This window comes from Pseudomonas azerbaijanorientalis (assembly GCF_019139795.1).
In the GTDB taxonomy this organism is placed as follows: Bacteria; Pseudomonadota; Gammaproteobacteria; order Pseudomonadales; family Pseudomonadaceae; genus Aquipseudomonas; species Aquipseudomonas laurylsulfatiphila.
Genome location: NZ_CP077078.1, coordinates 4342281 through 4366788, shown reverse-complemented (window position 1 = coordinate 4366788; position 24508 = coordinate 4342281). Strand labels below are relative to the sequence as shown.

The window sequence follows — 24508 nt, the reverse complement described above, 5'->3', positions numbered from 1 at the left end:
ACCTCCATCAATCTGTGGAGCTACTTTAAGGTCCGGGTGCCTCGATGAGTAATCAACGCTTTCAATAGTGGTCATTGATGCCAGCGGGGGCAAACGACCGTTGGTCGGTCAGTTGACCACCTGATCGAGCATGTTCACCACTTCCTGCTCGTTGAGCAGGCCCTTGCGCACCAGGTTTTGCGTCAGCAGCGAGAGAAACTTGGCGCTGCGATGACCTTCCAGGTGCTTGAGTTCGGTCAGTGCGTTGTACACCTTGCTGGAGGTGCACAGACCGACGATGCGGTGCGGGTTTTGCGTTGGCATGTGGTCGTCCTTGTTGTTATCAAGCTGTTTTCGACGGACAGCACCGAGCTTGCGGATCTGTCATGACAAAAATATGACCGTTTTTCGCCACACGGCAGAAAACCGGTCGAGTCCATCTTGCCCGTTTCTGCCGCGCGCACTGTCCCGATAGCGACCTTGGCGAGATTTATCCAGACCTGCACCGACCAACGGGCATAAAAAAGCGTGTTCACGCAATTGCGGGGAACACCGATAACGCACTACCTGTAATTAAATGGACTCGCCCAAGCCGAGGCGTCTGTGCGCCGCGGTGGCATTCTTATAGAAGCCAACGACAGCGAGGGCGAGGCCATGAAAAAGCATACGATGTTCAATCAGTCTTTGTCAGCCGACGTGTCGGCGTGCACGACCGTTGCGGTAGATCTTGCAAAAAAGGTCTTTCAGGTCGCCGGGGAGGATGCTCTCGGCCAGGTAAAATTCGAGGATCGAATCAAGTCCCGCGAGGCCTTCCAGGTATTTCTGCACAAGCTTCCCGAGAGTGTGACGGTCTTGGTGGAAACCGGGCCAGGCGCTCAGGCGTGGGCGCGGTTACTGCAAATACAGGGCAATCCGGTCCGCATCCTGCCGGCCCAGCTTGTTGCCAAACATCGCTGTGGCCCGAAAAATGATCACAACGATGCGTTCGCTATCCTACGTGCAGGCCGCGATAGCACGATTTCAGCCGTTCCGGTCAAGAGCCCGGCGGCGCTCGCGATGCAGGCACTGCACCGAGCTCGACAGGGATATATACGGCGACGCACGGCGGTGGGCAATCAGATGCGCGGTTTGCTGCTGGAACATGGCGTGGCTCTGGCGCAGGGCGAAATGGCGATCAGCCAGCTCGTGCCTCGGATATTGGAAGATGTTACCCAGCCATTGCCCGATCTACTGCGCGAGCTGATCGCCGAACTGCTGGGTGAATGGAGTCAACTGGGTGAACGCGTCAACGTACTGACCGGCCGACTGGAAACGGCGGCGAAAGAGAGTGAGATAGCGAGGCGGCTGATGACTGTGCGCGGTGTTGGTCCAATCATCGCCACGGCGCTGCTGGCCAAGCAGACCGAGCCTGAACGCTTCGCCAACGCCCGGCAGTTTGCCGCGTACTTCGGGTTGGTGCCCAACCAGCACAGCAGCGGCGATAAAATCCGACTGGGCAAGATGTGCAAACATGGCGATGCCTACTTGCGCAGTCTGACGATCCAAGGAGCCCATGCTGTTTTAAGGCAGATACGATCTGACTCACAGCAGCCGGACGACCAACGTCTACAGCGTTGGATCTCCCGCCTGGGGCGCAAGGAGGCGGCAGTGCGATTGGCCAACCGCAACCTGCGCATTCTCTGGGTACTACTACAAAACGATCAGACTTATCATCGCCGGCCGGGAAATGGCCCCGAGGTGGCGATGAGTCACTGATCAATAGCGTTCTGCCACCGGGGCGTTAAGCCGCTCCAACCCATGCTAAAAAACATTGACCCCAGGTCAGACCGTCGCGGATTGATGCCTGGGCTCCTACCGGCCCTTGAGGCCTCACTGTAATCGGCATACCGCGCGCTTATCCAATGTTGGCCAGAAGCCGTTCAAGGCTTCCTCAAACAGGCCTGATACATAGATGCAACCGGGCAGCAGTGTTTAGAAGCAGGTTGAAAGTGGGGGCGAGTCCATACATAGGAGCCAGCTTGCTGGCGATGGACTCAAGTACGCCGCGTTTATCCAGTTCACCCGCGTTATCGTTAACGACCATCGCGGGCAAGCCAGCTCCTACAGGGGACCGTGCGCATGCTGAAAATGAAGTGACCTCCAACCCCCCAAAAAAGCCCCGCTGTTTCAGCGGGGCTTGAAGGATTCGTTACCAGCGGCCGTGTCGCGGGCCGTAGTAGCCGCGTGGTGGGCCGTAGTAGCCACGGGGTGGCCCATAGTAAACCGGGGCCGGGCGGTAGTAGATCGGTTGCTGCACGTAGACCGGCGCCGGCTGGTAGTAAACCGGGGGCGGTGGCGCGTAGTAAACCGGAGGCGGCGGGGCGTAGACCGGTTGCGGCGCGACATAGACCGGGCGGTTGGCGTTGATCAGAGCCGAACCTACGATGGCAGTACCGACGATCGCGCCAAACACCGCCGGACCCTGCCAGTAATTACCACCACCATGGGCTTGCGCCTGTCCCGCGATAGCGAGGGCGCCGATCAGCAAGGCTACTGTGGGGATTTTACGGATCATGATAGTTCCTCGGTTCTTCAGCCCGGCGCCTGTGTCTGCAATAGACCCAGGGATTGTCGCGGGGATACTTCTAAGACAGCGTTTTTTCGAAAAACAGCACGGCTGCCAGGTAAATTTTGTGTAAGGTCTGTACCGACTTTCTTACCGACCTGGTCAAGCCCGTGGGTCCAGGCTTTCATGATCGATCAGATCCCGATGGACGGCTAATCCCGTCCATCCGAAAAGTGCATTTGAAGGAGCTTTGCCATGCAGATGAACCCCAACAAAGACACCCAGTTGTGCATGTCCCTTTCAGGGCGCCCCGGGAACTTTGGCCTGCGTTTTCATAATCATCTGTATGAGCAACTGGGCCTGAATTTTTACTACAAGGCCTTCGCCAGTCAGGACCTGCCGGGCGCCGTCGCCGGCATTCGCGCCCTGCGCATTCGTGGTTGTGGCGTGTCGATGCCGTTCAAGGAAGCCTGCATTGCCCTGGTGGATGAACTCGACGCCTCTGCCGCCGCCATTCAATCGATCAACACCATCGTCAACACCGACGGTCATCTCAAGGCCTACAACACCGATTACATCGCCGTGGCCCAGTTGCTGGAAAAACACCAGGTGCCCAAGGACTCGACCTTTGCCCTGCGCGGCAGCGGTGGCATGGCCAAGGCCGTGGCGAGCGCCTTGCGCGATGGCGGTTATGAGAACGGCCTGATCGTGGCCCGCAACGAGCGCGCCGGGCAGGCGCTGGCGCAGTCGTTGGGCTATGAGTGGCAGGCAGAGTTGGGCAGTCGTCGCCCGCAGATGCTGGTCAATGTCACCCCGATCGGCATGACGGGAGGGCCGGAGGCCAACCAACTGGCCTTTGAGGGCGATGTGATCGAAAAAGCGGAAACCGTCTTCGATGTGGTGGCGATTCCCTCGGAAACGCCGCTGATCGTGCGTGCCCGTGCCGAAGGCAAGCGGGTCATCACCGGGCTGGAAGTGATCGCGATCCAGGCGCTGGAGCAATTTGTGCTCTATACCGGTGTACGGCCGACGGATGAGCAATTCCAGAAGGCCGTGGCGTTTGCCCGCAGCTAGGAGGTGTCCATGCATCCCCCCATTCTCAATCTGAACACTGTCGAGCTTGAACCGCTGCCCGAAGCGTTTGCGCCGAGCGGTGAAACCGCCGGGCGCTATCAACAGCGTCTGGCCCGGGTCGGTCAACTGCTGGGGGCGCAAAAGCTGGGATATCGCCTGTATGTGCTGGAGCCGGGCATGCGCGGCAGTCCGTTTCACAGCCATCGGGTCAATGAGGAAATGTTCTACGTCGTGGCCGGGGAAGGGCAGGTCCGCCTGGGAGACGAGCGATTTCCAATCCGCGCCGGTGATGTGATCGCCTGTCCACCGGGTGGGCCTGAACAGGCCCATCAGATCATCAATACCAGCAACGGGGAGCTGCGTTACCTGGCGGTCAGCACCCAGCAATCACCGGAGATCTGCGAATACCCGGATTCCGGCAAATATGCCGTGATGGATGACTTCAAGGTCGATGCCGAGGGCAATGCTTCCGGATTTGTTGCGGTGGCCCGGCAGGCCGATGGGGTGGATTACTGGGACGGGGAGTAACTCAAAGCCCGCTCCCACAGGTTCTGTATCAATCACAAATGCCAGCCAGCCCACAGATCCACTGTGGGAGCGGGCTTGCCCGCGAAAGCGTCAGCACATCCAGCATTGATGTGACTGACAAACTGCTTTCGCGAGCAAGCCCGCTCTCACAGGTTCTGTATCAATCACACATGTCAGTCAGCCCACAGGTTTTGTGCCAGGCAAACATCCAGGCTATTCGAGGCGTGCCAACCGCTCTTCCAGCGCCGCAATCCGCGCTTCCAGTTCTTCGATCCGTTCTACCGAAACCCCGTTGCTGCCACGTTCGGTCGGGTTCTGCCGTGCCGCCATGATCGCCTCGATATCCGCCGGGTCGCCCAAGGCGTGGGTATAGCGGTCTTCGCGCTGGCCGGCCTGACGCGGTATCAGCACGGCCAGGCCCCGGGCGATCAGGCGTTCGAGTTGATGCACGACCTGTTCGGCGTCTTCGAATTCATGCATGCGGCCGCTGCGGGTCAGCAGTTCATTGACGGTCTGCGGGCCGCGCAGAAACATCAGCCCGGTCAGGATCACCTGCGCCGGCACCAGCTCCAGGGCCTTGTCGACCTTGTGTTCCCAACGGTCGGCACGGCTGCCCATCACCAGCCTGGCGAAGCCGCGCCCTTCGAGCGCGCGCAGGCTCTGGCCGACCTGGCCCGGCGTCAGGTTCATCACCGGCTCGCGGCTGGTTTTCTGGTTGCAGGCGATCACCAGGGCATTGAGGGTCAGGGGATAGGTTTCCGGGCTGGTGGCCTGTTTCTCGATCAACGAACCCAGAATGCGAATTTCCGTACTGTTGAGCCGCGGTTCGTCGAAAGTCGTCTCTTGCTCAGTGCTCATGGTTCTGCATCCTTAGCTGATTCATGTTTTTCACTTGCGTGAGCGCACTTTGACATCGCCCGTTCGGACTAGGCAAGGCTAACGATTCTGCCGCGACCGGCTGGCGCCAGACTTCATGCTCAAAGGGGTGTTGCGCCACGCGCGCCCCGCCAAACGAGCAGAAGGCGCCGCGATGGAGTTTGCATTCAGCGACGAACAGGAAATGATCCGCGCATCGGCCGAGGGCTTCCTCGCCGATGTCTCGGATTCTGCCGCCGTGCGGGCGGCAATGGTCAGTGAACGGGGTTTTGACGAAGTCCTCTGGCAGCGTTTGTGCCAGGAAATGTGCTGGCCCGCCATTCATATCCCCGAAACCTACGGTGGCCTTGGCCTCGGTTTTGTCGAGCTGACGATCCTGCTCGAACAGATGGGCCGGCGTTTGCTGTGCTCACCGTTTTTCGCCACCGCCTGCATGGCCACACCCGCGCTGTTGCTGGCCGCCAATGATGAACAGAAACAGCGCTGGTTGCCGTCGATCGCCGATGGCAGCGTGACGGCGACCCTGGCGTTCAGCAGTGCCAACGGCTGGTCAGCCGACGATGTCCAGGCAACGGTGCTGGCCGAAGGTGACGGCTTCGTCCTCGACGGCACCCTCAAGCATGTGCTCGACGGCCATGGCGCTGATCTGTTGATCATTGCCGCACGACAACCCGGAACCACTGGCGAAAAGGGCATCAGCCTGTTTGCCGTGAACGCCGCAAGCGCAGGCATCGCGCGACAGATGTTGCCGACCATGGACCAGACCCGGCGCCAGGCGCGGATCCAGCTCAAGGGCCTGTACCTTGAAGCTGACGCGCTGCTGGGTGAGTTCGGTCACGGCTGGCCGCACCTTGAGCGCGTCCTGCAACTGGCCTGCATCGGCCTGGCTGCCGAGCAGACCGGCGGCGCGCAGCAGGTGCTCGATCTCAGCGTGGCCTACATGCAGGAGCGCCAGCAGTTCGGGCGCCCGATTGCCAGTTTCCAGGCCCTCAAACACCGCGCCGCGGACATGATGCTCCAAGTCGAATGCGCGCGTTCGGCCAGCTACTACGCCGCGTGCGTGGCCCAGGAGGTACTCGACCCCCAGGGTGATCCGCAGGTCGCGGCCCAATTGCCGCTGGCGGCGGCGCTGGCCAAGGCGCAGTGCTCCGAGACCTATTTCCACTGCGCGTCCGAGTCGATCCAGTTGCACGGCGGTGTCGGTTTCACTTGGGAATACGACCCGCACCTCTACTTCAAGCGCGCCCGCGCCAGCGAGAGTTTCCTCGGGTTACCGGCCTGGCATCGCGAGCGCATTGCTTCGGTGATTCTTGGAGAACAGCCATGAAAATCAGTTTCAGCGAGCAGGACGAACGCTTCCGCCAGGAAGTGGCCGACTGGATGAGCGCCAACCTTTGCGGTGAGTTCGAGGCCCTGCGTTTTCGCGGCGGTCCGGGCGACGAGCACATGTTTCCCGAAGAGCGCAAAGCCTGGGAACGCAAACTCGCCGAAGGCGGCTGGACCTGCGTCGGCTGGGCGCCGGAGCATGGCGGGCGTGGCTTGTCGATCACCCGGCAAGTGATTTTCCACGAAGAATACGCCCGCGCCGGCGGCCCCGGCCGCATGGGTCATATCGGCGAAGGGCTGGCCGGGCCGACCATTGCCGCGTTCGGCACGGTCGAACAGCAACAGCGTTTTTTGCCGGGAATCGTCAGCGGCACGTCGTTCTGGTGCCAGGGCTATTCGGAGCCGGGCGCCGGTTCTGACCTGGCCAACGTCAAGACCCGCGCCACGCTGGATGAGGCGAGCGGCCAATGGTTGATCAATGGCCAGAAAGTCTGGACCTCCCTGGCCCACGAATCGGACTGGTGCTTTGTCATCGCCCGCACCGAACCAGGCAGCGTCGGCCATCGCGGCCTGTCGTTCCTGCTGGTGCCGATGGCCCAGGCGGAAATCACCGTGCGGCCTATCGAGCAACTGACCGGTACCTCGGAGTTCAACGAAGTGTTCTTCGACGATGCCCGCACCGACGCCGCCAACATCATCGGCGCGCCGGGCGACGGCTGGAAGATCGCCATGGCGTTGCTGGGTTTCGAGCGCGGTGTGTCGACCCTCGGCCAGCAGATGCAGTTTCAGAACGAACTCAACGAAATCATCGCCATTGCTAAAGCCAATGGCGCCGACCGCGATCCGATCCTGCGCCAGCGCCTGGCCGAAGCCTGGAGCGGGTTGCGGATCATGCGCTACAACTCGCTGCGCATGCTTTCGGGTAGCCAGGACGGTTCGCTGCGCAAAGAGGCGACCATCTACAAGCTGTTCTGGTCGACCTGGCACGCCAGCCTCGGCAAGTTGGCGATGGACGTGCTCGGCGCCGAAGCGGAACTGCTCGAAACGGCGCCCTACCAACTGACCCGTTTGCAGTCGCTGTACCTGTTCAGCCGCGCCGACACCCTGTACGGCGGCAGCAACGAAATCCAGCGCAACATCATCGCCGAGCGTGCCTTGGGCATGCCCAAAGAGCCGCGTCCGCGCGCCTGAAAGGAGAGAGTTCATGTCTGTACCTCAATATGTTGAAGGTCGCGGCCTGCTGCGCGGCAAGTCGGTACTGATCACCGCGGCGGCGGGTGCCGGGATCGGTTTTTCCGCCGCCGTGCGTGCTGCCGAGGAAGGTTGCCGTGCGCTGATGATCAGCGACATCCATGAAGGCCGGTTGGCCGAAGCAGTGCTGAAAATTCGCGAAACCACCGGGTTGCAGCAGGTCTTCGGCCAGGTCTGCAACGTCGCCGACGAAACCCAGGTGCAGCAGTTGATCGCTTGCGCCGAGCGCGACCTGCAAGGCGTCGACGTGCTGATCAACAACGCCGGCCTCGGCGGCTCGCGCCTGCTGGTGGAGATGGGCGACGAGGAGTGGAACCGGGTGCTGGATGTGACGCTCACCGGCACCATGCGCATGACCCGCGCCATGCTGCCGAAAATGATGGAACGGCGTGCCGGGGTCATCGTCAATAACGCCTCGGTACTGGGCTGGCGCGCGCAGAAAGAACAGGCGCACTACGCCGCGGCCAAGGCCGGCGTCATGGCGCTGACTCGCTGTGCAGCGGTCGAAGCCGCCGACTACGGCATCCGCATCAATGCGGTCAGCCCGAGCATCGCCCTGCACGATTTCCTGCGCAAATCCGCGCCCCAGGCGGTGCTCGATCAACTCGCCGCCAACGAAGCCTTCGGCCGCGCCGCCGAAGTCTGGGAAGTGGCCAACGTGATGATGTTCCTGGCCAGCGACTACAGCTCCTACATGACCGGCGAAGTGTTGTCGGTATCCAGCCAGAGGGCGTGACCATGCCACGTATTTTCGAGACGCCGATGGCCCTGTTCGAGGCCGTTGGCCAATCGCTCGGCGTCAGCGACTGGCTGCTGCTGGAGCAGGACCGCATCGACCGGTTTGCCGACGCCACCGGCGATCACCAGTGGATTCACGTCGATCCGCTCAAGGCCGCCGATGGCCCGTTTGGCGCCTGCATCGCCCATGGCTACCTGAGCCTGTCACTGGTCAACCTGTTCCTGCCGCAGATCGTCGAGGTCCGTGGCCTGGCCATGGGCGTCAACTACGGTTGCGAGCGGGTGCGCTTCCCTTCGGTGGTGCGCGTCGGTTCGCGGGTACGCGGCAGTGCGCAATTGATCGCGGTCGAGGAAGTGAAGGGCGGCGTGCAGGCGACCATCCGCGTCAGCGTCGACATCGACGGCCAGGAACGTCCAGGCGTCGTGGTCGACACCATCAGTCGCTATTACCCGGCCTGACCTTCAACAGCATTTTCGAGGAATCCAGCATGAAAGAAGCCGTCATCGTTTCGACCGCCCGTACTCCGATCGGCAAGGCCTTTCGCGGTGCGTTCAATGACACCGAGGCGCCGCAACTGGGCGGCCACGTGGTGCGCGAAGCCGTGCGCCGTGCCGGCATCGAGCCGGGTGAAGTGGACGACGTGATCATCGGCGCCGCCGCGCAGCAGGGTACGCAGTCCTACAACCTGGGGCGCCTGTGCGCGATCGCCGGCGGTTTGCCGACATCGGTTGCCGGGATGGCCGTCGAGCGCCAGTGCTCGTCGGGCCTGATGAGCATCGCCATGGCCGCCAAAGGCATCATGTGCGACGAAATCGACATCGCCGTGGCCGGTGGCCTGGAGTCGATTTCCCTGGTGCAGAACAAGCACAAGAACCTCTATCGCAACCAGTCGGCTTCAGTGATCGAGCTGGACCCGCACGCCTACATCCCGATGATCGAAACCGCCGAGATCGTCTCCGCGCGCTATGGCATCTCCCGCGACGAGCAGGACGAATACAGCTACCAGAGTCAGCTGCGTACCGCACAGGCCCAGAGCGCCGGGCGCTTCGACCGCGAACTCGCGCCGCTGGCCAGCCGCAAGGCACTGTTCGACAAGGCTACCGGCGAAACCGGTTATGAATCCGTCACCTTGCTGCGCGACGAGTGCAACCGCATCGACACCACCCTGCAAAGCCTGACAGCGCTGGAGCCGGTATGGCCGGGCGGTCAGTGGAGCGACAAGGGGCGTTTCATCACCGCCGGCAATGCCTCGCAGTTGTCCGACGGTGCGTCGGCCTCGGTGTTGATGAGCGCCAAACTGGCCGAGAAGCGTGGCCTGGAACCGCTGGGGATCTATCGCGGCATGGCCGTCGCCGGTTGCAACTCCGATGAGATGGGCATCGGCCCGGTCTACGCCATTCCCAAGCTGCTCAAGCGCCACGGCCTGACCATGGACCACATCGGCCTCTGGGAGTTGAACGAAGCGTTCGCCTGTCAGGTGCTGTACTGCCGAGACACCCTGGGCATTCCCGCCGAGCGCCTGAACGTCAACGGCGGGGCGATTTCCATCGGTCATCCGTTCGGCATGTCCGGGGCGCGGATGGTTGGACATGCGCTGATCGAAGGCCAGCGTCGCGGTTTGCGGTATGTGGTGGTGAGCATGTGCATCGGTGGCGGCATGGGTGCCGCCGCCCTGTTCGAGGTGGTCTGAATGATCAGCGCAGAGCAGATCCAGGCGACCATGGCGCGTTATGTGGAGCTGGTGGATGCCGGCGACATCGAAGGCATCCTCGCGCTCTACGCCAAAGACGCCACCGTTGAAGACCCGGTCGGCCAGGCGCCGTTGCAGGGCATCGACGCCATTGCGCGTTTTTATCGTGAGGGGCTGGGGGCGATGAAAGTCTCCGCAACCCGGACCGGCCCGGTGCGCGCCACGCTCAACGGTTGCGGGGCGATGCCGTTCCGGGTCGACATGGAGTGGGGCGGGCAACCGTGCTCGCTGCATGTGATCGACGTGATGGAGTTCGATGCCCACGGCCAGATCCGCTCGATGAAAGCCTTCTGGAGCGAGGTCAACGTGACGGCGCGAGGTGCGGCATGAATCTGGAACAGCGGATCGCCCGCCTGGAAGCGCTGGAGGACATCCGCCAGCTCAAGCATCGCTACCTCAATGCCTGCGACCTCAAGCAAGTCGAAGTGATTGCCGACTGCTTTGCCGACGGTGAAGTGCTGATCGATTACGGTCCGTTGGGGATCTTTCATGAGCGCGACAGTTTTGTCGCGCTGTACCGCGAGCTGGCCTGCCATGCGCGGGTGATCGACCTGCATCATGGCGCCAACCCGGAAATCGAGGTGTTGGGCGAGGATCAGGCCCGGGGCCGTTGGGCCCTGTGGTATTTCAACCTGGATGGCGAGAGCGGGGCGACGCGGCAGTTGGGTGGGTTCTATCAGGACCGTTACCAGCGTATCGCCGGCCAATGGAAGATCGTCGCCACCCGTTTTATTGCTCACTCGGAAGTGGCGCGTTCCTGAGGGTCGCCGCGATCCCAAGGAGCTGGCTTGCCAGCGATGACGGTGTGTCAGGCGACATTGATGCTGGATGTTCCGACCCCATCGCTGGCAAGCCAGCTCCCACAGGTCTTATGGTGACCCCGGCATTTGCAAGCACCCCCAATCCCCTGTGGGAGCGGGCTTGCCCGCGAAGGCGGGGTGTCAGGCGACATCAATGTTGGATGTGCCGGCCCCTTCGCAGGCAAGCCAGCTCCCACAGTTTTTGTGGTGACCCCGGCATTTGCAAACACCCCCCAATCCCCTGTGGGAGCGGGCTTGCTCGCGAAGGCGGCGTGTCAGGCGACATCAATGCTGGATGTGCTCAAAGCCATATCGGAATTCTGCGTGCGGCCGGTTTCGTAGAAGGCCTTGAGGTTCTCGGCAATCTGCTGCACGACCTTGTTGAAGGACTTGGCCAGCAACCACTCCATCAGCCTGCCTCCGCGCAGGCTGTAACGCATTTGCAGGGTGATGCGGGTCGTGTCGCCTTCGGCTTGCAGGGCATAACTGAAACTCGCCTGGCGAAACGGAAAGGGTGAGTCATTGCCGCCCTTGTGCAACCGCAGCAAGAACCCCGTGCCTTCCTGCCACTGCATCACGCTTTCATCCAGATACTGACCGCCCTTGCGCAGCACCCGGCGACTGGCGCCGAGGCCTTCTTTCGGCCCAGGATGAAACTGGCAACCGGTCAACCCCGGCACGTAGTGCGGGGCGAGGCTCAGGTCGCGCAGTTTGGTCCATGCGGCTTGTGGCGTGAGGTCGAGCGGGACGCTGTGGCTGGCGATTGCGGGCATGTCGGAACTCCTTTTGTTATTCGAATGCTTGAAAGATCGCAGCCTCGTTTCACTCGACAGCTCCTACAGAGATTGAGGTTCAACTGTAGGAGCTGCCGCAGGCTGCGATCTTTTCAGGATTGTGCCGCGTCGAGAAACGCCGGTCGCTCGCCGGCTCCGTGCACCGCGATGTCCGCGCCGCTGACATAACGGGCCAAAGACGACGCCAGGTACAGGCAGGTATCGCCAATGTCCTCCGGGGTCGCCAGGCGTTGCATTGGAATGGTCGCCGCCACCCGGGCAATGCCCGCGTCGTCACCATAATGCATGGCGGCCTGCTCGGTGAGAATCAGCCCGGCGGTGACCGCATTGACCCGCACCTTCGGCGCCCATTCCACCGCCAGCGAGGTGGTCAGGTTCAGCAGACCGGCCTTGGCCGCGCCATAGGCGGCGGTGCCGGGGGAGGGGCGGGTGGCGCTGACGCTGCAGATGTTGATGATCGCGCCGCCGTCGGCCTGGGCCTGCATCACCTGGTTGGCCTGCTGACACAGGTTCAGTGGAGCGATCAGGTTCAAGCGAATGATCGCTTCGCTGAAACGGGGAGAAGCGGTGGCCGCGTCGGCATTCGGTGAACCGCCGGCGTTGTTGACCAGCACATCGAGGCGGCCGAAACGCTCGACGATCTGTGCGATCAAGCGCCCGGATTGTTCGACGTCCCGCAGGTCGCAGGGCACGAACAGCGCCTCGCGTCCGCCGCTGGCAGGCACGAATGGCGGGGTTTGGCGACCGCAGATCACCACCTCGGCGCCGCAGTCGAGAAAGCGCTGGCTGATGCCGCGACCCACACCTTTGCCACCGCCGGTGACCAGTACCACTTTGCCGTGAAAGTCCATTGGATCAAGCATGGGAGTTCTCTTTTTGCCGCTCGGGAATGCCGTCGATGCTAGGTCTGTGGTCCCTGTAATCCAACGTCCGATGAGACTAGGAACGGTGTAGGAGCGAGCCTGCTCGCGATGGACGTCAACGATAACGCGTAAAACCTGATGCCCCACGGTGTCCTGGCGTTTTTCGCGAGCAGGCTCGCTCCTACAGGGGCGTAGTCCTGTCGGACGATGTTGCGCAGCCGGCCCGTCTGAATAATCCAGCTACAACAACAGGCCGGGAGGACACCTTATGGGCGCTTCAGCGCAAGGGCACTTCGTTACGCTGCCGGATGGTTTGCAGCTGCGCTATGTGGATACAGGCGGGAAGGATGGCGGCAACGGCGAGCCGGTGATTTTCATCCATGGCAGCGGGCCGGGCGCTAGCGGTCACAGCAACTTCAAGCAGAACTACCCGGTGTTTGCCGAGGCCGGTTACCGGGTGATAGTCCCGGATCTGCCGGGCTACGGCGCCTCGGACAAACCCGACACCCTCTACACCCTGGATTTTTTTGTCGCAGCCCTGAGCGGTTTGCTCGATGCCTTCGACATCCAGCGTTGTGTGTTGGTCGGTAATTCGTTGGGCGGCGCGATCGCGATCAAACTGGCCCTCGACCAACCGCAGCGTGTCAGCCGTCTGGTGCTGATGGCCCCCGGTGGCCTGATGGAAAAGGAACAGTATTACCTGCAGATGGAAGGTATCCAGAAAATGGGTGCGGCCTTCGCCAAGGGTGAGCTGAACGACGCGGCGGGCATGCGTCGCCTGCTGGCGCTGCAGCTGTTCGACGAAAGCCTGATCAGCGACGAGACGGTCAACGAGCGGGTGGCCGTGGTGCAACAGCAGCCGGTGTGCGTGCTGTCGACCATGCAGGTACCGAACATGACGTCGCGCCTGGGTGAGTTGCGGTGCCCGATCCTCGGTTTCTGGGGCATGAACGACAAGTTCTGCCCGTCCTCCGGTGCCCGGACCATGCTCGAAAACTGTTCCAGAATCCGTTTCGTGATGCTCAGCGAGTGCGGGCATTGGGTGCAGGTCGAGCACCGTGACTATTTCAACAGCCAGTGCCTGGCGTTTCTTCAGGAGGCCCGCGGATGAGCGTGCAATTGCGCCGTGAGTTCGGCGAAGAGCTTTATCAGGCGCTGCTCAGCGGCTCCACTCTGGCGCCGCTGACCGAGCGTTGGCCGTCGATCAGTATCGAAGACGCCTATCACATTTCCCTGTACGCCATTGAGCGTCGGGTGGCGGCCGGCGACCAGATCGTCGGCAAGAAGATCGGGGTGACCTCGGCGGCAGTGCAACAGATGCTCAACGTGCATCAACCGGATTTCGGCTTCATCACCCGGCAGATGTCGTTCGATGACGATGCGCGCATTTCTCTGTCGGCGAACAAACTGATCCAGCCCCGCGCCGAGGGCGAGATCGCCTTCAAGCTCAAGCACGATCTGGTCGGCCCCGGCATCACCGAGGCCGATGTGCTGGACGCGACCGAGTACGTAATGCCGTGCTTCGAGATCGTCGATTCGCGGATTCACGACTGGCGCATCCGCATCCAGGACACGGTCGCCGACAACGCCTCCTGCGGTGTATTCGTGCTGGGCGACAGCAAGGTCGATCCCCGCGAGCTGGACCTGCCCAACTTGCGCATGCGCGTGTTCAAGAACGGTGAACCCCTGAGCGAAGGCCTGGGTTCGGCAGTGCAGGGCAATCCACTGACGGCGGTGGCCTGGCTGGCCAACACCCTGGGCGCCTTTGGCATTCCGTTCAAGGCCGGGGAAATCATTCTGTCCGGCTCCCTGGTGCCACTGGAACCGGCCCGTGCCGGCGACCGTTTTTCTCTGACCATCGATGGCCTGGGCAGTGCCCGGGTGTCTTTCTGCGCCTGACTTTTGGAGTTTGACCCCATGAGCAAAAAACTCAGAGCGGCCATTATCGGCCCGGGCAATATCGGCACCGATCTGCTGATGAAAATGTGTCGATCGCAATGGATCGAGCCGGTATGGATGGTTGGCGTCGACCCTGAATCCGAAGGCCTGAAACGTGCCCGGGAAATGGGCATCAAGACCACCGCCGGCGGTGTCGATGGCTTGCTGCCGCACGTGCTCGACGATGATATTCGCATCGCCTTCGACGCCACCTCGGCTTACGTGCACGCGCAAAACAGCCGCAAGCTCAACGAACTCGGGGTGATCATGATCGACCTCACGCCGGCGGCCATCGGCCCGTTCTGCGTGCCGCCGGTCAACCTCAAGGAGCACGCGTCGAGCCTGGCGATGAACGTCAACATGGTCACCTGCGGTGGCCAGGCGACCATCCCGATGGTGGCGGCGGTGTCGCGGGTGCAACCGGTGAGCTACGGCGAAATCGTTGCCACCGTGTCGTCCGGTTCGGTCGGCCCGGGTACCCGGCAGAACATCGACGAATTCACCCGCACCACGGCCGGTGCGGTGGAGAAGATCGGCGGCGCCCGACGCGGTAAAGCCATCATCGTCATCAACCCGGCCGAGCCGCCGCTGATGATGCGCGACACCATCCACTGCCTGACCGATGACGAGCCGAACCAGGATGCGATCCGCACCTCGGTGCTGGATATGGTTCGCGAGGTGCAGCGCTATGTGCCCGGCTACAAGCTGATCAACGGGCCGGTGTTCGATGGGCGCAAGGTGTCGATCTTCATCGAGGTCGAAGGCCTCGGCGACTTCCTGCCCAAGTCCGCCGGCAACCTCGACATCATGACCGCCGCCGGTTTGCGCACGGCCGAGATGTTCGCCGAAGAAGCCCACAAGGGCACCCTGCAACTGCCTGTCCGTTGAGTGGAGATGAGTATGAATTTGCAAGGTAAGAGCGTCCGTCTGCATGACATGAGCCTGCGCGACGGCATGCACGCCAAACAGCATCAGATCAGCATTGAACAAATGGTCGCGGTGGCCACCGGCCTCGATGGGGCCGGTGTGCCGCTGATCGAAATCACCCACGGCGATGGCCTGGGCGGTGCGTCGCTGAACTACGGCTTCCCGGCCCACAGCGACGAAGAGTACTTCGCTGCGGTGATCCCGCAGATGAAACAGGCCAGGGTTTCGGCCCTGTTATTGCCGGGGATCGGCACCCTCGACCACCTGAAAATGGCCCATGAACATGGGGTTTCGACCATTCGCGTGGCGACCCATTGCACCGAAGCGGACGTGTCCGGCCAGCACATCGGCATGTCGGCGAAGATGGGCCTGGACACCGTCGGCTTCCTGATGATGGCGCACATGGTCAGCCCGGAGAAACTGCTGGAGCAGGCGCGGCTGATGGAAAGCTACGGCGCCAATTGCATCTACTGCACCGACTCGGCCGGCTACATGCTGCCCGATGAAGTGACGCAAAAGATCGGTGCCCTGCGCGCCGGCCTGAACGCCGGGACTGAAGTCGGCTTCCACGGCCACCACAACATGGGCATGGCCATCGCCAACTCACTGGCCGCCATTGAAGCTGGTGCTGCGCGGATCGACGGGTCTGTTGCGGGCCTTGGCGCGGGTGCGGGCAACACGCCGCTGGAAGTGTTCGTCGCGGTGCTGGAGCGCATGGGCGTTAACAGTGGCGTGGATCTGTACAAGATCATGGACGTTGCCGAAGACCTGGTGGTGCCGATGATGGACCAGCCGATCCGCCTGGACCGCGATGCGCTGACGTTGGGGTATGCCGGGGTTTACAGTTCGTTCCTGCTGTTCGCCAAGCGTGCTGAACAGAAGTACGGGATTGCCGCCCGTGAGTTGCTGGTGGAACTGGGCCGACGCGGGACTGTGGGTGGTCAGGAGGACATGATTGAAGACCTGGCGTTGACCTTGTCGCGGGCCCGAGGGGTATTGCCAACCTGATCCATGCAGCAACGAAAAAACCACCGATGAATCGGTGGTTTTTTTATGGCCGGTGAAATCTTGCGCTTAAGGCAACAGATTACGCACCAGCGGTGGATAGCAATTGATCGCCGCGCTCGCACAACTGAAATACGCCGTGGTCGGTCGATAGGCTTCGTTTTTGAACAGTTGGCACAGGCTGGTGGACGCGCCTGCACAGACGATGATGAATAGAGCACAAGTGGATTTGCGCATGATGAGTCTCGACACGGTTTTATTGTTGTAGAGACAGGTTATGGCGACGGTTCGCCAGTGGCTTCGTCCGAATGGACTAGTTGATGGCTTGAGAGCTCCGCAACCCCTGTGGGAGCGAGCCTGCTCGCGAAGGCGGTGTATCAGGCGACATGGATGTTGAATGTGCCGGCCCCTTCGCGAGCAAGCCCGCTCCCACAGGTTACTTGGCGTTTCCGGGATTTGCGTCTGGCTGCAATCCCCTGTGGGAGCGGGCTTGCCCGCGAAAGCGGAGTGTCAGGCGACATGGATGTTGAATGTGCCGGCCTCATCGCTGGCAAGCCAGCTCCCACAAGGTCAGTGGGCGTTCCCGGGATCTGTGCCTGGCCGTGATCCCATGTGGGAGCGGGCTTGCCCGCGAAAGCGGAGTGTCAGGCGACATGGATGTTGAATGTGCCGGCCTCATCGCTGGCAAGCCAGCTCCCACAAGGTCAGTGGGCGTTCCCGGGATCTGTGCCTGGCCGTGATCCCATGTGGGAGCGGGCTTGCCCGCGAAAGCGGAGTGTCAGGCGACATGGATGTTGAATGTGCCGGCCTCATCGCTGGCAAGCCAGCTCCCACAAGGTCAGTGGGCGTTCCCGGGATCTGTGCCTGGCCGTGATCCCATGTGGGAGCGGGCTTGCCCGCGATAGCGGAGTGTCAGACGCCATGGATGTTGAATGTGCCGGCCTCATCGCTGGCAAGCCAGCTCCCACAAGGTCAGTGGGCGTTCCCGGGATCTGTGCCTGGCCGTGATCCCATGTGGGAGCGGGCTTGCCCGCGATAGCGGAGTGTCAGACGCCATGGATGTTGAATGTGCCGGCCTCATCGCTGGCAAGCCAGCTCCCACAAGGTCAGTGGGCGTTCCCGGGATCTGTGCCTGGCCGTGATCCCATGTGGGAGCGGGCTTGCCCGCGATAGCGGAGTGTCAGGCGACATGGATGTTGAATGTGCCGGCCTTATCGCTGGCAAGCCCGCTCCCACAGGTTACTTGGCGTTTCCGGGATTTGCGTCTGGCCGTGATCCCATGTGGGAGCGGGCTTGCTCGCGAAAGCGGAGTGTCAGGCGACGTGGATGTTGAATGTGCCGGCCTCATCGCGAGCAGGCTCACTCCCACAGGTACTAACGGGTGTCAGGTTTTCTTCGCGCGAGGGCGCCCATGGCCATGAACAGCGCAGCAATGGCCCTGGCTTCGTGGAGGTCACCGCGGGCCACCAGTTCGGGGATCTGTGCCAGGGGTACACGCAAGCATTCCAGGGGTTCGGGTTCGTCGCCTTCGAGTTGGCAGGGGCTCAGTTGTTCGGCCAGTACCACCCGGTAGTGATGGCACAAATGCCCCGGTGCCAGGGTCAGTTCGCCCAGTTCGGTGAGGCGTGCGGCGCGCAGGCCGACTTCTTCGCTCAGTTCGCGCTGCGCCGCCTGCAAATAGTCTTCATCGGGCTCGGCACCGCCCTTGGGCAGGCCGAGTATGGTTTTTTCCACACCGACCGCGTATTCGCGCACCAGCAGCACATGCTCTGGATCAGGCATCGCCACCAGCATCACCGAGCGATAACCGGTGCCGCGCAGGCGTTCGTAGACCCGCTGTTGGCCGTTGCTGAATTGCAGGTGCAGGGCTTCGATCTGAAAGTGGCCGCTTTGCGCCAGCAGTTCAGTCTTGAGGATGGTTGGGCAGTTGCGCATGGGGCAGTCCCCTGTTTGGGATGAGGACACTGTGCGCTGTACAACGGGGGCCGCCATCGTCCGAGCGGACGAGGGCGGCAATGAGGCTCAGCCCAGGGTCGCCACGCTGCGCAGGATCAGGCGCACCAGCATGGTCTGGCGGGTCACGCCGGTCTTGGAGAAGGTCGAACGCAGGTGTGCCCGCGAGGTGTTGCGGCTGATGCCCAGCTCTTCCGAGGCTTCGTCCAGGGTCAGACCGTTGGCCAGCAGCATCGCCAGCTGGGTTTCCGCCGGGGTGAAGTCGAACAGCGCGCGCACGATTTCCTGCGGTGCGGTGGACTGTTGTTCCGGGTCACTGATGAAAATCACCACGGTCGGGCACTGCTTGCCTTCGCTCCAGTCGGTCAAAGGCACCGAGCGCACGATGATCCCCAGGTCCGCTTTGCCGGACGGCCGCTGCACGCGCAGGGCTTCGACCACGGACGGGTTGCTGCTCTTTTGCGACAGCAGCGACTGCTTGACCAGACGGCGGAACTCCTGAGTGTCCCGGGCCGTTCCCACCTGCAGGCCATCGTTGACCAGTTTGATGCCGTCCTTTTCCTGGATCAGCCGGTCGGCCACCTGGTTGGTCTGCAGCACCTTGCCGGACTCGTCGAGGATGATTGTGCCGACCGCCATCTGGTTCACCGCGCCGGCGTACAGGTTGCGCTCGGCTTCGATGCGGTTGAGCTGCATGTGGATCTTGATCGACCGTTCCAGGTGCGGAATGAAATGCGTGAGCATGGCCTTTTCTTCGTTGCCGAAAGGCTTGTCGTCACGTCCGCGGCTGATGCGAATGCGGCACTGGGCGCCGTCGACGGTGTTGATGTCAGCACCGAGGATGTGGAACACGTCTACAGGTTCAAGGAAATTCTTGTAGAACTCGGAATTCTGCCAGTCGTCGTTGGAGACGAATTCGGCGAGGGTCACGACCTGGCGGTTGGGCAGGTCGACAAAGGGGTCGAGGCTGAAAAAGTGTTTATTGTACGACGCGGTCGCCTCGGTCGAGGTGCCGGTGGTGTTGACCATCAACCCGTCCACATGGGCGCTGGGCGGACGCAGGATGAAAGTCACGTACTTGCTGTTCAGATGCACATTGAGCTGATTGAGGAACGTCGCCCAGGGAATGTTTTCCAGCGGACCCTGATAGAGGTTGCCGATCAAATCACTGAACGTATCGAGGCTGAGGCTCTGCTGCATAGGGAAAAACCGTTTTTATTATTAGCGTTGGCGGTGGCCGAGAATAAGCGCCGGTATCGACTCCTTGCAACGCTCGGGCTCAGGGCCTGACAGGCGGCTGCCAATCAGGCCCGGGGCGGGCGAAAAGCCGCTGGCGTCAGACCCGTTCGCTGGCGCGCACGACATACTTCTTGTGTTCGGCAACGTCTGCCGACAGCGCCTCGACGTCGGTGTAGAACTGCTCGTACCAACGGCGCAACTGATAGACCGGACCGTCGCCGTCGCACAGCAGCGGATTGTCGACGCGGGTCTTGCTGTGCCAGATGGCCACGTCTTCGTAGAAGGCTGCCTGGGCCTGTGCCACGTAGGCCTTGGCCATCGCCTGGTTCTGCTCTTCGCTGAGCCCCGGGATTTTTTTCACCAGCACGCCGTAGCGCAGGGTGAAGCTGTCCAGATCGATCGGCACGTGGCAGTTGAGCAGGATCGAATGGATCGGCTGGCCATTCATGGCGCCGTTCATTTCGGTAATCTGATAGGCCGGACCGAAGTAGGTGGCTTCGGTGGTCAACACGCTGTCGCCGGACAGGCGTTCGCTGCGGGCGCGCATGATCTGGGTGGCCAGGTGGCCTTCGAAAATGTTGATGAACTCATCGACCGGCGCGCCGTGCACTGTGCCGAAATGCGCCATGTCGGCGATGTTGTCGATCAGTTCGCGGCAGTTGGTGCCAATCTGCAACTCGGCGACTTCCCACTCGGCCCATTCGTCGCTGTAGCAGGCGTCGATGCGCGGAATGCGTTGTTCCGGCAGCGGCGGGTTGCCTTCGGGGTCATTCCAGACGAACAGCAGCTGGTTCTCTTCCATGATCGGCCAGCTCTTGATCCTGGCCCGTGGCGGAATGCGTTTGGCGTAGGGGATGTCATCGCACACGCCGTCGGCGCCCCAGCGCCAGGCGTGGAACGGGCAGCGGATCGAGTTGCCCTCAACGCAACCGGTGCTCAGGTCGGCACCCATGTGCGGGCAGTAGCCGTCAAGAATATGCAGTTCGCCGTCTTCACCCTGGAACGCCACCAAGCGGGTGCCGAACACCTCCAGGCGATGGGCCTTGCCGTCGCGGTATTGCGCAGCCAGGCCCAGGCAATGCCAGCCACGGGCGTAGCGGTCTTGAAGCAGTTTGGCTTCGATGCGGTGCAGGGTACTCATCTTATTATTCTCCCAAGGGATCACGGGGTTGGCGCATGCAAGGGATTCTGCCGCCCCTGTAAAAGCGGGCATCGTCTGAATGGACGATGGCTGCTTCAAGCCGGCCCGCTCTACTGGCGCCATTGGACCCATGGCAGGAGTTGGCGATGAGCAATGAACAAGGGCCGGTCGCGGTGATTACCGGGGCCGCCAGTGGTATTGGCCGAGGCCTGGCCGAGCACGCGGCGACACTGGGCATGCGCCTGGTGCTGGCGGATCGGGATGCGGCGGGCTTGCAAGCGCTGTGCGACGAATTGAAGGCCGGCGGTGCGCAGGCGATTGCCTGCGTCACCGATGTCGGTGAGGTGAAGCAGGTCGAGCGCTTGCGTGACCGGGCTGTCGAGCACTTTGGCGGGGTCGACCTGCTGTTCAACAACGCCGGTGTCATGCAAACCGGTTTCAGCTGGGAAATCACCGAGGCGCAATGGCAGCGCATGCTCGACGTCAACCTGGGCGGCGTGATCAACGGCATTCGCAGCTTTGTGCCGCTGTTGCTCAGCCAGGGCCGGGCGGCCCATGTGATCAACACCGCGTCCCTTGCCGGGCTGGTCAGTAGTCCGCTGATGGCACCGTACAACGTGACCAAGCAGGCCGTGGTCGCGCTCTCGGAAACCCTGCATTACGAACTCGCCATGCTCGGTGCACAGGTGTCGGTTTCGGTGCTGTGCCCGGGGCCGGTGGCCAGTGAAATCATGGCATCGAACCAGGTGGTGGACACCGCCGGATCCGACTTCAGTCAACTGCTCGACAGCACTATTCGCCAGGGCATGACCCCGGCGGAACTGGCCGCGCTAGTGTTCGCCGCCGTCGCGCAAAAACGCTTCTGGATCCTGCCCCACAAGGGATTCAAACCGGCCCTTGAGCGCCGGGTACAAAGCATCCTGGGCGAGACCAATCCGCAATTTCAAATGACCGACGTAGAGGACGATGTCCATGCCGCTCGATAAGCAGATCGCCGGGGTACTCCAGCAATTTCGCGACATCCCTGAACCCGATTTCAGCCAGGTCGATGCCGCTCAGTACCGGCAGTTCTCCGACAATATGTTGCCCGCCATTCCTGGAGATCCGATGAGCGAGGTGCGCGATCTGAAAGTGGCCGGCGCGGACGGTGATCTGGATGCACGGCTGTACCGGCCATCGCAAGCGCCCGACCTGCCGTTGCTGGTGTTTTTCCATGGCGGCGGATTTGTCATGGGCAATCTCGATACCCACGACAATCTTTGCCGTTCGCTGGCGCGCCAGACCGAGGCAGTGGTGGTGTCCGTGGCTTATCGATTGGCCCCGGAACACCCGTTCCCGGCGGCGCCCCTCGATTGCTATGCGGCCACCTGCTGGCTGGTTGAGCACGCGGCTGAACTGCGCGTCGATGGCAGCCGGCTGGCCGTGGCCGGCGACAGCGCCGGTGGCAATCTGGCGCTGGCGGTCAGCCGACTGGCGGCGCAAGGCAAGGGACCGAAGATCAGCTATCAGTGCCTGTTCTACCCGGTCACCGATGCCGGATGCGACAGTCAGTCCTTCGAGGCATTCGCCGAAAGTTACCTGCTTTCCGCCAAGGCGATGCGCTGGTTCTGGCAGCAATACCTGCAAGCGGATGGACAAGCGGATGATCCGTTGGTCTCGCCATTGCGAGCCAAAAGCCTGGCAGGCTTGCCGCCGACCACATTGTTCACCGCCGGGTTCGATCCGCTGCGGGACGAGGGCGAAGCGTTGGCCGAACGCCTGCGCGAAGCCGGTGTGGCGGTGCGTGTGCAGCGTTACGAAGGCATGATCCACGGTTTCATCAGCATGGCGCCGTTTGTTGAAGCAGCAGCACAAGCGTTGACAGACGCTTGCGCCGATTTGCGTGGAGCACTCCAATGAGCGGCCTGGCTTTCAACACGGTGCCGCAACTGATCGAGGCCATCGGCGCCGGTCAAATGGTGGTGATCACCGACGATGAGCACAACGGCGAAGGCTCGCTGCTGATGGCCGCCGAACAGGCCGGGGCCGAGGCCGTCACCTTCATGGCGGTGCAGGCACGCGGGTTGATTTGCCTGGCCTTGACCGAGCAGCGCTGCCGCGCGCTGGGCCTGGACCTGATGGTGCCCAACTCCCGGGCGCAACATGGCGTGGGGTTTACCCGCTCGATCGAAGCCGCCACCGGGGTGTCCACCGGCATCTCGGCGGCGGACCGGGCGCGGTCGATCCAGGTGGCGGTCGACCCGGCCAGCGTACCGGCGGACCTGGTGCAACCGGGGCATATCTTCCCGGTGCAAGCCTTGCCCGGTGGCGTGATGCAGCGCGCCGGACATGTCGAGGCCGCTTGCGACCTGACACGGCTGGCGGGGCGGCAACCGGCGGCCACCCTGGTGGGCATTCTCAACGAGGACGGCGAACTGGCCCGGGGCGCCGAGTTACATGAATTTGCCCAGCGTCATGACTTGCGGATCGGCACCATTGCCGACCTGATTCACTACCGCATCCTGCATGAGGGCACGATCGAGCGCGGCGGTGAGTATCCATTACAGACACGCCATGGCGAGTTCCAGGTGACGACCTATCAGGACACCTACCAGGGCGCGTTGCACCTGGCACTGGTCAAGGGCCGGATCGACAGCACGCAACCGGTGCTGGTGCGGGTGCAAAGCATCGAGACGTTGCGTGACGTGCTGGGGTGTGAAAGCGAAGGCGGGACACAGCAGTGGACCCTCGAACGCTCGCTGGCGAGCATCGCCGCCGCCGGTAACGGCGTTCTGGTGTTGCTGGCACAAAAGGAAACCGCCGACGGCGTGCTCGAACAACTGCGCCAGCGCAGTAGCGCCAAGCCGCGCACACCGCAGTTTCCGCAACGGACCCTGGGCATTGGCGCACAGATCCTGCGCGACCAGAACGTGCGAAAAATGCGTTTGATGAGCTCGCCGGTGCCCTACAAGGCCGTGTCCGGTTTCGATCTGGAAGTGACGGAGTTCGTGCCGTTTCAACCCGCAAACTAAAGCCAACACCTGAACCTGTGGGAGCGAGCCTGCTCGCGAAGGCGGTCGGTCAGTCAACATCCATGTTGAATGTGCCGGCCTCATCGCGAGCAAGCTCGCTCCCACAGTAATTTCGGTTGGTTGCGTATTTTGTGTACACCCACGAACCCTGTGGAAGCGAGCTTGCTCGCGATGACGATCTATCAGACACATCCAGTCAAAAGCTGACCCAACTCTCAAGTATCCACCGGTCTAGCCTTTCTCCTGAACTCACCATGTAGAGGGCAAAGGAATGCCGGATTTACCCGCCTCACATCGCCTGCGCACAGGCCGCTATCCTGAACCCAACAGGATTTACCTGCTGACGAGCAACACGCTGGGCCGAGAACCGGTTTTCAAGGATTTCGGTTTGGGCAGGTTGGTCGTCAAGCAATTTCAATATGCACAGGAACAATACTGGGCGAACTCTTTAGCCTGGGTCGTCATGCCCGATCATTTTCATTGGTTGATCGAACTGCAGCAGTGCTCACTCAGTCAACTGATGCAAAAAACCAAATCATTGAGTACGCGAGCCGTGAACATGTCCGTCGGACGTCAAGGCAGTCTTTGGCAGCAGGGCTATCACGATCGGGCGTTGAGGCGGGATGACGACCTGGTAAAGCTTGCTCGATATGTCGTCGCCAACCCGCTGCGCGCGGGATTGGTGGGGAAGCTGGGCGATTATCCGCTGTGGGACGCGATATGGGTTTGATCCGTAACCGCGTTGCCACCATCGCGAGCAAGCTCGCTC

At 62.0% G+C, this 24508-nt stretch carries 27 protein-coding genes; 18 read left to right on the top strand and 9 right to left on the bottom strand.

The genetic code is table 11. The features are described from left to right. Positions 1–108 precede the first annotated feature (108 nt). A complete protein-coding gene (locus KSS91_RS19375; RefSeq protein WP_007976845.1) occupies positions 109–303 on the bottom strand; it encodes a hypothetical protein in 195 nt (64 codons plus the stop codon). A gap of 372 nt (positions 304–675) precedes the next feature. On the opposite strand from KSS91_RS19375, the gene KSS91_RS19370 reads away from it, so the two are divergent. Next, positions 676–1734 carry an IS110 family RNA-guided transposase gene (locus KSS91_RS19370; RefSeq protein WP_217838401.1) on the top strand — a complete coding sequence of 353 codons (1059 nt, stop codon included), beginning with the start codon at positions 676–678 and terminating at the stop codon, positions 1732–1734. 433 nt (positions 1735–2167) lie between these two features. On the opposite strand, the gene KSS91_RS19365 is transcribed toward KSS91_RS19370, so the two are convergent. Continuing rightward, on the bottom strand, positions 2168–2533 hold the full coding sequence (locus tag KSS91_RS19365) for a hypothetical protein (RefSeq protein ID WP_102701863.1): 366 nt from the start codon (positions 2531–2533) through the stop codon (positions 2168–2170). Between the two features lie 246 nt (positions 2534–2779). Here KSS91_RS19365 and KSS91_RS19360 point away from each other — a divergent pair, with 246 nt between their 5' ends. Both KSS91_RS19360 and KSS91_RS19355 read left to right on the top strand, forming a co-directional pair. Continuing rightward, a complete protein-coding gene (locus KSS91_RS19360; RefSeq protein ID WP_217835809.1) occupies positions 2780–3598 on the top strand; it encodes a shikimate 5-dehydrogenase in 819 nt (272 codons plus the stop codon). Between the two features lie 9 nt (positions 3599–3607). After that, entirely contained in the window at positions 3608–4126 is a 519-nt protein-coding gene (locus tag KSS91_RS19355) for a cupin domain-containing protein (protein ID WP_217835808.1), read from the top strand. Between the two features lie 213 nt (positions 4127–4339). Here KSS91_RS19355 and KSS91_RS19350 read toward each other — a convergent pair whose 3' ends face one another. After that, positions 4340–4984, bottom strand: coding sequence for a YceH family protein (locus KSS91_RS19350; protein ID WP_015094242.1), 645 nt, complete (start codon positions 4982–4984; stop codon positions 4340–4342). 172 nt (positions 4985–5156) lie between these two features. Here KSS91_RS19350 and KSS91_RS19345 point away from each other — a divergent pair, with 172 nt between their 5' ends. The 7 genes from KSS91_RS19345 to KSS91_RS19315 are packed head-to-tail and all read left to right on the top strand — an operon-like array spanning position 5157 to position 10829. Beyond that, the gene (locus KSS91_RS19345) at positions 5157–6329 is read left to right on the top strand and encodes an acyl-CoA dehydrogenase family protein (protein WP_217835807.1); all 1173 of its coding nucleotides are present in this window, start codon (positions 5157–5159) and stop codon (positions 6327–6329) included. Continuing rightward, positions 6326–7519, top strand: coding sequence for an acyl-CoA dehydrogenase family protein (locus tag KSS91_RS19340; protein ID WP_217835806.1), 1194 nt, complete (start codon positions 6326–6328; stop codon positions 7517–7519). Before KSS91_RS19345 ends, KSS91_RS19340 begins: the two co-directional genes overlap by 4 nt. Before the next feature lie 13 nt (positions 7520–7532). Continuing rightward, positions 7533–8315 carry an SDR family oxidoreductase gene (locus tag KSS91_RS19335; RefSeq protein ID WP_217835805.1) on the top strand — a complete coding sequence of 261 codons (783 nt, stop codon included), beginning with the start codon at positions 7533–7535 and terminating at the stop codon, positions 8313–8315. Positions 8316–8317: 2 nt separating this feature from the next. Next, on the top strand, positions 8318–8776 hold the full coding sequence (locus KSS91_RS19330; protein ID WP_217835804.1) for a MaoC family dehydratase: 459 nt from the start codon (positions 8318–8320) through the stop codon (positions 8774–8776). Between the two features lie 29 nt (positions 8777–8805). Then, entirely contained in the window at positions 8806–10008 is a 1203-nt protein-coding gene (locus KSS91_RS19325; RefSeq protein ID WP_217835803.1) for an acetyl-CoA C-acyltransferase, read from the top strand. Continuing rightward, positions 10009–10398: a steroid Delta-isomerase gene (locus tag KSS91_RS19320; protein WP_217835802.1), complete on the top strand. Its 390-nt coding sequence runs from the start codon at positions 10009–10011 to the stop codon at positions 10396–10398. Next, positions 10395–10829: a nuclear transport factor 2 family protein gene (locus KSS91_RS19315; protein ID WP_217835801.1), complete on the top strand. Its 435-nt coding sequence runs from the start codon at positions 10395–10397 to the stop codon at positions 10827–10829. The genes KSS91_RS19320 and KSS91_RS19315 overlap by 4 nt, the downstream gene beginning before the upstream one ends. Positions 10830–11143: 314 nt before the next feature. Here KSS91_RS19315 and KSS91_RS19310 read toward each other — a convergent pair whose 3' ends face one another. Both KSS91_RS19310 and KSS91_RS19305 read right to left on the bottom strand, forming a co-directional pair. Continuing rightward, the gene (locus KSS91_RS19310) at positions 11144–11641 is read right to left on the bottom strand and encodes an SRPBCC family protein (RefSeq protein WP_217835800.1); all 498 of its coding nucleotides are present in this window, start codon (positions 11639–11641) and stop codon (positions 11144–11146) included. Positions 11642–11754: 113 nt separating this feature from the next. Beyond that, entirely contained in the window at positions 11755–12525 is a 771-nt protein-coding gene (locus KSS91_RS19305; protein ID WP_217835799.1) for an SDR family oxidoreductase, read from the bottom strand. 268 nt (positions 12526–12793) lie between these two features. Here KSS91_RS19305 and KSS91_RS19300 point away from each other — a divergent pair, with 268 nt between their 5' ends. The 4 genes from KSS91_RS19300 to dmpG are packed head-to-tail and all read left to right on the top strand — an operon-like array spanning position 12794 to position 16398. Then, the gene (locus KSS91_RS19300) at positions 12794–13636 is read left to right on the top strand and encodes an alpha/beta fold hydrolase (RefSeq protein ID WP_217835798.1); all 843 of its coding nucleotides are present in this window, start codon (positions 12794–12796) and stop codon (positions 13634–13636) included. After that, positions 13633–14424, top strand: coding sequence for a fumarylacetoacetate hydrolase family protein (locus KSS91_RS19295; protein WP_217835797.1), 792 nt, complete (start codon positions 13633–13635; stop codon positions 14422–14424). The genes KSS91_RS19300 and KSS91_RS19295 overlap by 4 nt, the downstream gene beginning before the upstream one ends. An 18-nt stretch (positions 14425–14442) precedes the next feature. Then, the gene (locus KSS91_RS19290) at positions 14443–15351 is read left to right on the top strand and encodes an acetaldehyde dehydrogenase (acetylating) (RefSeq protein WP_217835796.1); all 909 of its coding nucleotides are present in this window, start codon (positions 14443–14445) and stop codon (positions 15349–15351) included. Between the two features lie 12 nt (positions 15352–15363). Continuing rightward, entirely contained in the window at positions 15364–16398 is a 1035-nt protein-coding gene (gene dmpG / locus KSS91_RS19285) for a 4-hydroxy-2-oxovalerate aldolase (protein WP_217835795.1), read from the top strand. Positions 16399–16464: 66 nt separating this feature from the next. Here dmpG and KSS91_RS19280 read toward each other — a convergent pair whose 3' ends face one another. From KSS91_RS19280 to KSS91_RS19265, 4 genes are all read right to left on the bottom strand, one after another. Further along, positions 16465–16632 carry a hypothetical protein gene (locus KSS91_RS19280; protein ID WP_173900862.1) on the bottom strand — a complete coding sequence of 56 codons (168 nt, stop codon included), beginning with the start codon at positions 16630–16632 and terminating at the stop codon, positions 16465–16467. A gap of 1137 nt (positions 16633–17769) precedes the next feature. After that, a complete protein-coding gene (gene nudE, locus KSS91_RS19275) occupies positions 17770–18330 on the bottom strand; it encodes an ADP compounds hydrolase NudE (RefSeq protein ID WP_217835794.1) in 561 nt (186 codons plus the stop codon). Positions 18331–18417: 87 nt separating this feature from the next. Further along, positions 18418–19548, bottom strand: a complete 1131-nt coding sequence (locus KSS91_RS19270; RefSeq protein ID WP_007986294.1) for a helix-turn-helix transcriptional regulator — start codon at positions 19546–19548, stop codon at positions 18418–18420. A gap of 136 nt (positions 19549–19684) precedes the next feature. Continuing rightward, positions 19685–20728 carry a 3-ketosteroid-9-alpha-monooxygenase, oxygenase component gene (locus KSS91_RS19265; protein ID WP_217835793.1) on the bottom strand — a complete coding sequence of 348 codons (1044 nt, stop codon included), beginning with the start codon at positions 20726–20728 and terminating at the stop codon, positions 19685–19687. A gap of 146 nt (positions 20729–20874) precedes the next feature. On the opposite strand from KSS91_RS19265, the gene KSS91_RS19260 reads away from it, so the two are divergent. From KSS91_RS19260 to KSS91_RS19245, 4 genes are all read left to right on the top strand, one after another. Then, positions 20875–21714 carry an SDR family NAD(P)-dependent oxidoreductase gene (locus KSS91_RS19260; RefSeq protein WP_217835792.1) on the top strand — a complete coding sequence of 280 codons (840 nt, stop codon included), beginning with the start codon at positions 20875–20877 and terminating at the stop codon, positions 21712–21714. Beyond that, positions 21701–22627 carry a LipP1 family hormone-sensitive lipase gene (lipP1, locus tag KSS91_RS19255; RefSeq protein ID WP_217835791.1) on the top strand — a complete coding sequence of 309 codons (927 nt, stop codon included), beginning with the start codon at positions 21701–21703 and terminating at the stop codon, positions 22625–22627. Before KSS91_RS19260 ends, lipP1 begins: the two co-directional genes overlap by 14 nt. Next, a complete protein-coding gene (locus KSS91_RS19250; protein ID WP_217835790.1) occupies positions 22624–23739 on the top strand; it encodes a 3,4-dihydroxy-2-butanone-4-phosphate synthase in 1116 nt (371 codons plus the stop codon). The genes lipP1 and KSS91_RS19250 overlap by 4 nt, the downstream gene beginning before the upstream one ends. Before the next feature lie 271 nt (positions 23740–24010). Next, on the top strand, positions 24011–24469 hold the full coding sequence (locus KSS91_RS19245; RefSeq protein WP_217835789.1) for an REP-associated tyrosine transposase: 459 nt from the start codon (positions 24011–24013) through the stop codon (positions 24467–24469). The last annotated feature ends 39 nt before the right edge of the window (positions 24470–24508 follow it).

What these genes read in the sequence shown, in the direction of transcription:
- KSS91_RS19325 (WP_217835803.1), top strand. Translation starts at nt 8,806, where the DNA reads ATGAAAGAAGCCGTCATCGTTTCGACCGCCCGTACTCCGATCGGCAAG.
- KSS91_RS19250 (WP_217835790.1), top strand. Translation starts at nt 22,624, where the DNA reads ATGAGCGGCCTGGCTTTCAACACGGTGCCGCAACTGATCGAGGCCATC.
- KSS91_RS19310 (WP_217835800.1), bottom strand. Translation starts at nt 11,641, where the DNA reads ATGCCCGCAATCGCCAGCCACAGCGTCCCGCTCGACCTCACGCCACAA.
- KSS91_RS19270 (WP_007986294.1), bottom strand. Translation starts at nt 19,548, where the DNA reads ATGCAGCAGAGCCTCAGCCTCGATACGTTCAGTGATTTGATCGGCAAC.
- KSS91_RS19245 (WP_217835789.1), top strand. Translation starts at nt 24,011, where the DNA reads ATGCCGGATTTACCCGCCTCACATCGCCTGCGCACAGGCCGCTATCCT.
- lipP1 (WP_217835791.1), top strand. Translation starts at nt 21,701, where the DNA reads ATGCCGCTCGATAAGCAGATCGCCGGGGTACTCCAGCAATTTCGCGAC.
- nudE (WP_217835794.1), bottom strand. Translation starts at nt 18,330, where the DNA reads ATGCGCAACTGCCCAACCATCCTCAAGACTGAACTGCTGGCGCAAAGC.
- KSS91_RS19320 (WP_217835802.1), top strand. Translation starts at nt 10,009, where the DNA reads ATGATCAGCGCAGAGCAGATCCAGGCGACCATGGCGCGTTATGTGGAG.
- KSS91_RS19335 (WP_217835805.1), top strand. Translation starts at nt 7,533, where the DNA reads ATGTCTGTACCTCAATATGTTGAAGGTCGCGGCCTGCTGCGCGGCAAG.
- KSS91_RS19260 (WP_217835792.1), top strand. Translation starts at nt 20,875, where the DNA reads ATGAGCAATGAACAAGGGCCGGTCGCGGTGATTACCGGGGCCGCCAGT.
- KSS91_RS19330 (WP_217835804.1), top strand. Translation starts at nt 8,318, where the DNA reads ATGCCACGTATTTTCGAGACGCCGATGGCCCTGTTCGAGGCCGTTGGC.
- KSS91_RS19345 (WP_217835807.1), top strand. Translation starts at nt 5,157, where the DNA reads ATGGAGTTTGCATTCAGCGACGAACAGGAAATGATCCGCGCATCGGCC.
- KSS91_RS19295 (WP_217835797.1), top strand. Translation starts at nt 13,633, where the DNA reads ATGAGCGTGCAATTGCGCCGTGAGTTCGGCGAAGAGCTTTATCAGGCG.
- KSS91_RS19350 (WP_015094242.1), bottom strand. Translation starts at nt 4,984, where the DNA reads ATGAGCACTGAGCAAGAGACGACTTTCGACGAACCGCGGCTCAACAGT.
- KSS91_RS19280 (WP_173900862.1), bottom strand. Translation starts at nt 16,632, where the DNA reads ATGCGCAAATCCACTTGTGCTCTATTCATCATCGTCTGTGCAGGCGCG.
- KSS91_RS19290 (WP_217835796.1), top strand. Translation starts at nt 14,443, where the DNA reads ATGAGCAAAAAACTCAGAGCGGCCATTATCGGCCCGGGCAATATCGGC.
- KSS91_RS19365 (WP_102701863.1), bottom strand. Translation starts at nt 2,533, where the DNA reads ATGATCCGTAAAATCCCCACAGTAGCCTTGCTGATCGGCGCCCTCGCT.
- KSS91_RS19375 (WP_007976845.1), bottom strand. Translation starts at nt 303, where the DNA reads ATGCCAACGCAAAACCCGCACCGCATCGTCGGTCTGTGCACCTCCAGC.
- KSS91_RS19300 (WP_217835798.1), top strand. Translation starts at nt 12,794, where the DNA reads ATGGGCGCTTCAGCGCAAGGGCACTTCGTTACGCTGCCGGATGGTTTG.
- KSS91_RS19340 (WP_217835806.1), top strand. Translation starts at nt 6,326, where the DNA reads ATGAAAATCAGTTTCAGCGAGCAGGACGAACGCTTCCGCCAGGAAGTG.
- KSS91_RS19265 (WP_217835793.1), bottom strand. Translation starts at nt 20,728, where the DNA reads ATGAGTACCCTGCACCGCATCGAAGCCAAACTGCTTCAAGACCGCTAC.
- KSS91_RS19355 (WP_217835808.1), top strand. Translation starts at nt 3,608, where the DNA reads ATGCATCCCCCCATTCTCAATCTGAACACTGTCGAGCTTGAACCGCTG.
- KSS91_RS19305 (WP_217835799.1), bottom strand. Translation starts at nt 12,525, where the DNA reads ATGCTTGATCCAATGGACTTTCACGGCAAAGTGGTACTGGTCACCGGC.
- KSS91_RS19315 (WP_217835801.1), top strand. Translation starts at nt 10,395, where the DNA reads ATGAATCTGGAACAGCGGATCGCCCGCCTGGAAGCGCTGGAGGACATC.
- dmpG (WP_217835795.1), top strand. Translation starts at nt 15,364, where the DNA reads ATGAATTTGCAAGGTAAGAGCGTCCGTCTGCATGACATGAGCCTGCGC.
- KSS91_RS19360 (WP_217835809.1), top strand. Translation starts at nt 2,780, where the DNA reads ATGCAGATGAACCCCAACAAAGACACCCAGTTGTGCATGTCCCTTTCA.